General features: G+C 55.2%; 3 protein-coding genes. All 3 read right to left on the bottom strand.

Translation table 11 applies throughout. The features are described 5' to 3' along the window. On the bottom strand, positions 1-955 hold a 955-nt coding region (locus tag JJU14_RS16155; RefSeq protein ID WP_228614750.1), incomplete at its 3' end, for an Hsp70 family protein. Between the two features lie 87 nt (positions 956-1042). Then, entirely contained in the window at positions 1043-3859 is a 2817-nt protein-coding gene (locus JJU14_RS16150; RefSeq protein ID WP_228614749.1) for an FAD-binding and (Fe-S)-binding domain-containing protein, read from the bottom strand. 80 nt (positions 3860-3939) lie between these two features. After that, a partial coding sequence (locus JJU14_RS16145) for a PfkB family carbohydrate kinase (protein ID WP_300976274.1) occupies positions 3940-4239 on the bottom strand: 300 nt, incomplete at its 5' end.

Here is a 4239-nt window from a genome sequence, read left to right as displayed (position 1 = left end):
GGTCCAGCGTACGCTTCACCAAATCTTCCACCAAGGACTCCAGCTTGGCGCGGGTGACCTTGATGTTCAGGTGCTTAGGACCGGAAGCATCGGCCGTGATGTACGGCAGGTTGACTTCGGTCTGAGCGGCAGAAGACAGCTCAATCTTGGCTTTCTCGGCCGACTCTTTTAAGCGCTGCATCGCCAATGGATCGTTGCGCAGGTCAATGCCCTGCTCTTTTTTGAACTCATCCACCAGGTAATTGATCAGGCGGTTGTCGAAGTCTTCACCACCCAAGTGCGTGTCCCCATTGGTGGCCAGTACTTCAAAGGTTTGCTCGCCATCCACATCGTCGATTTCAATGATGGAAATATCAAAGGTACCGCCACCTAAATCGTACACCGCGATTTTGGCGTCGCCTTTTTTCTTGTCCATGCCGTACGCCAGCGCCGCAGCGGTTGGCTCGTTGATAATACGCTTGACATCCAGACCGGCAATACGGCCAGCATCTTTGGTAGCCTGACGCTGCGCATCGTTAAAGTAAGCAGGTACCGTAATAACAGCTTCGGTCACCGCTTCGCCCAGGAAATCCTCGGCGGTTTTCTTCATCTTTTTCAGCACTTCGGCAGAAATTTGCGGTGCCGCCATTTTTTTGCCTTTGACTTCAACCCAGGCATCGCCATTGTCGGCTTTGACAATTTTGAATGGCATGATGTTGACATCGCGCTGCACTTCTTCGTCTTCAAAACGACGACCAATCAAACGCTTGATGGCAAATAAGGTGTTTTGCGGGTTGGTCACCGCCTGACGCTTGGCTGGCTGACCGACCAGAGTCTCGCCATCATCGGTGTAAGCGATGATGGAAGGCGTGGTGCGGGTACCTTCCGCATTTTCAATGACGCGTGGCTTGTCGCCGTCTAATACAGCAACACAAGAGTTGGTTGTACCCAAGTCGATACCAATAATTCTACCCATAACGGCTCTCCAAATCTAATTCAGGACAGATAATTTCGTGTTAGCAGCTTTATGGGGATTGCCCTTACAGGATTCAAGGATACTGATTTAAATTTTTTCTGTTGCCGCCAGACGCTCAGCCAGCAGATACACCAGATGACGGTACTCGATGCCGCTGTGCTGGCTTAAACCGATTTCGCAGGTACGACTTGATGAGACCCCCAGGCAACAGCCCTGCACTTGCTGACGCAGGCCATGCAGCGCCGAGGCATTCAGTTCAGGCAACAGCAAGCCTTTGTCGCCGGCAAAACCACAACAGTGAATGCCCAGCGGCTGCACCGGCTGGCTGCTGCAGGCTTGCACCAGGGCGGTGAGTTTATCCTGCTGCTTAAGCCGTGCAGCGCTGCAGGTCAAGTGCAGTGCCACCGGCTCCTGCTGCGGTGTAAGTGATAACTTTGGCAACACCCTGTCGTGCAAAAAATCGATGCTGTCCCACAGCGGCAAATCTGCCGGCAGCTGCTGCTTTAACGTCAAGCTGCAGGGGCTGGTATCGCAATAAATAGCGAGTTCACCATTCTTACTGGCGGCTTTAAGCGCCGCTGCCACCTCGGCGGCTTTTTGCTGTGCCAGTTTTAGCTGACCTTTGGATTGAAACGCCATACCACAGCACAGCGAATCGATGCCTGTTGGGTAAACCAGTCGGTAACCGGCTTTGGCCAAAACTGCGGCCGTAACTTCCGACAAGGAGCGCTGATCGCGCTCCCCTGCCGCCGGCCCCATCACCCGGCTGCCACAAGCGGCGAAATACACCACAGGTGTCAGCGGCTCATCAGCCACCGGATTCGCTTTGTTGCGACTGACGCCTGGCATCGCCGGATACCAAACAGGCAAACGTTTTCCCGATAGTCGATGCAAGGTGCTGCTGAGCCGCTGCATCGCCGCAGCCCCCAGCACAGCGCGGCCACTTTGCTGCAGCCGAAGCCCAATTCGGGCCAGCCGGGTCATCCCGGCAAAATGGTTGGCAGCAAATATGGCCAGCTTGCTGGGCTTTGCAACCTGGCTGCGCAGCTGATTGGTCAGATCGCCGGTATTGATGCCCACCGGACAAGCACTTTCACAAAAGCCACAAGTAGTGCAGCTTTGATCGCCCTGATACTGGTAGCCATCACGCAGCAGCGCCAGACGCGGGCTGGTGGGCTCTTCACGACTAAGCCGCTTGATTTCGCGCTGCACCACAATGCGCTGGCGCGGGGTCAGCGTCAACGCATTGGACGGACAAACCGGCTCACAAAAGCCGCACTCGATGCAGCGATCAATTAAAGGATCGGCTTCTGGCAAAGGCTTTAAATGTTTCAGATGGATCTCTGGGTCCAGGCTTAACACCACATCGGGATTTAAAATGCCTTTAGGATCCAGCAAATGCTTGATTTGCCACATCAACTGATAGGCATCCTCGCCCCACTCCAGCGCCACAAAAGGCGCCATATTGCGGCCGGTGCCGTGCTCGGCTTTGAGTGAGCCACCACAGCGCACCGCCACCAGCTCGGCCACATCGCGCATAAAGGCTTCGTAGCGCGCCACTTCCTCTCTACTGTCAAAACGCTGGGTAAAGACAAAATGCAGATTGCCCTCAAGCGCATGGCCAAAAATAATGGCCTCGTGGTACTGATAACGCTCAAACAGCTGCAGCAATTGCTGCACGCCTTCGGCCAATAGCTCCAGCGGGAAGGTGACATCCTCGATAATGACAGTGCTGCCAACCGGCCGCACCGCTCCTACTGCCGGAAAAGTGCCTTTACGAATGGCCCACAGCTGCTGATACACGGTGGGATCGGTGCTAAAGTCAACTTGTTGCTCCAGTACAAAAGGACTGAGTGCCTGCCGGATGTCGCTCAGTTGCTGCCGCAGCGTATCGGCCTGTTCAGCTCGGCTTTCAATCAATAAAGCACAGGCAAGGTCAGAAAGCCCGGCAACCCAGGCCGGCATGCCTGCTTGTTGCTCCACCGCACGCAAACTGCGCCGGTCCAGCAACTCCACCGCGGAGACGGCTTGTTGTTTCAGTACAGTCACAGCCTGACAACAGCTTTGCACATCCGGAAACACCAACAAAGCCGTGGCTTTGTGCGGATGTTCTTCCACCGTTTTAAGCGTCACTGAGCTAATAAAGCCTAAGGTGCCTTCAGAGCCGACCATTAAATGGCTGAGCATCTCGATGGGATCGTCAAAATCCAGCAACGCGTTGAGCGAAAGGCCAGTGGTATTTTTCAATCGGTATTTGTGACGGATTTTAGCCGCCAGTGCCTGATTGGCCCGGGCGGTATCGGATAATTGCTTGAGCTGCTGCAGTAAGGCAGATTGCTGCTGGCGAAAGCGGGCTACCGAGTCCGAATCTGCAGTATCCAACACCGTGCCATCAGCCAGCACCAGCCGCATGGCTGCCAGGGTCTGATAACTGTTCTGGCTGGTGCCACAGCACATACCGCTGGCATTGTTGGCGACAATGCCACCGACTTTGCAGGCATTGATCGAGGCCGGATCCGGGCCAATTTTACGGGCCAGGGGGGCCAGCAATTGATTGGCATGGCTGCCAATCACGCCGGGTTGCAACCGAATGGCCTTGCCATCCGCCAGCACCTCGCGCTGTTGCCAGTTGCGCCCCAGCAGCAACAAGACCGAATCGGTGATGGCCTGACCGGATAAACTGGTGCCAGCGGCCCGAAAGGTCACCGCCACTTTTAACCGGAAGGCATGCTGCAAAATAGCCACAACTTCTGCCTCCGACTCCAGCTTAATCACAAGCTTGGGGATCAAACGGTAAAAGCTGGCATCGGTGCCATAAGCCAGGGTCCGTAGCGGATCGTCAATCAGCCTCTCAGCTGGGATCAGCGCTTTGGCTGCCGTTAAGAATTCAGCAGGAAGGGACATAACCACTCAGTATCTTGCCAACAAAAAGCTATAAGTAGCAGATTATGACCACCTTTGCTATGGCTGCAGCCTTCCCTTAATCAGGGTAAAGTGTCGAAATTGGCGAAAGCTTCGGCTTTAGCAATAGCCCCGGGCTGCCCTACCACAAAAGCTGCCAGCCTGGCCGCGTAACGGGCAGCATCCATCGTACTCAATCCTTGCAGACGCCCAGCCAAATAGCCGCCATTAAACGCATCCCCAGCCGAGGTCGTATCGACCACCTGATGGACCGGACTGGCTGCAACCCGGGTCCGCTGACCATCGCAATCGCCAACAGCGCCATTGCCACCGTCTTTCAGCATGCTTTCTTTCACCCCCAGCAGCTGTAGCCAATCGCAGGC

Source organism: Alkalimonas sp. (genome assembly GCF_020831925.1).
Lineage (GTDB): Bacteria > Pseudomonadota > Gammaproteobacteria > Enterobacterales > Alteromonadaceae > Alkalimonas.
This window is presented reverse-complemented; position numbering and strand designations above follow the sequence as displayed.

What these genes read in the sequence shown, in the direction of transcription:
- JJU14_RS16150 (WP_228614749.1), bottom strand. Translation starts at nt 3,859, where the DNA reads ATGTCCCTTCCTGCTGAATTCTTAACGGCAGCCAAAGCGCTGATCCCA.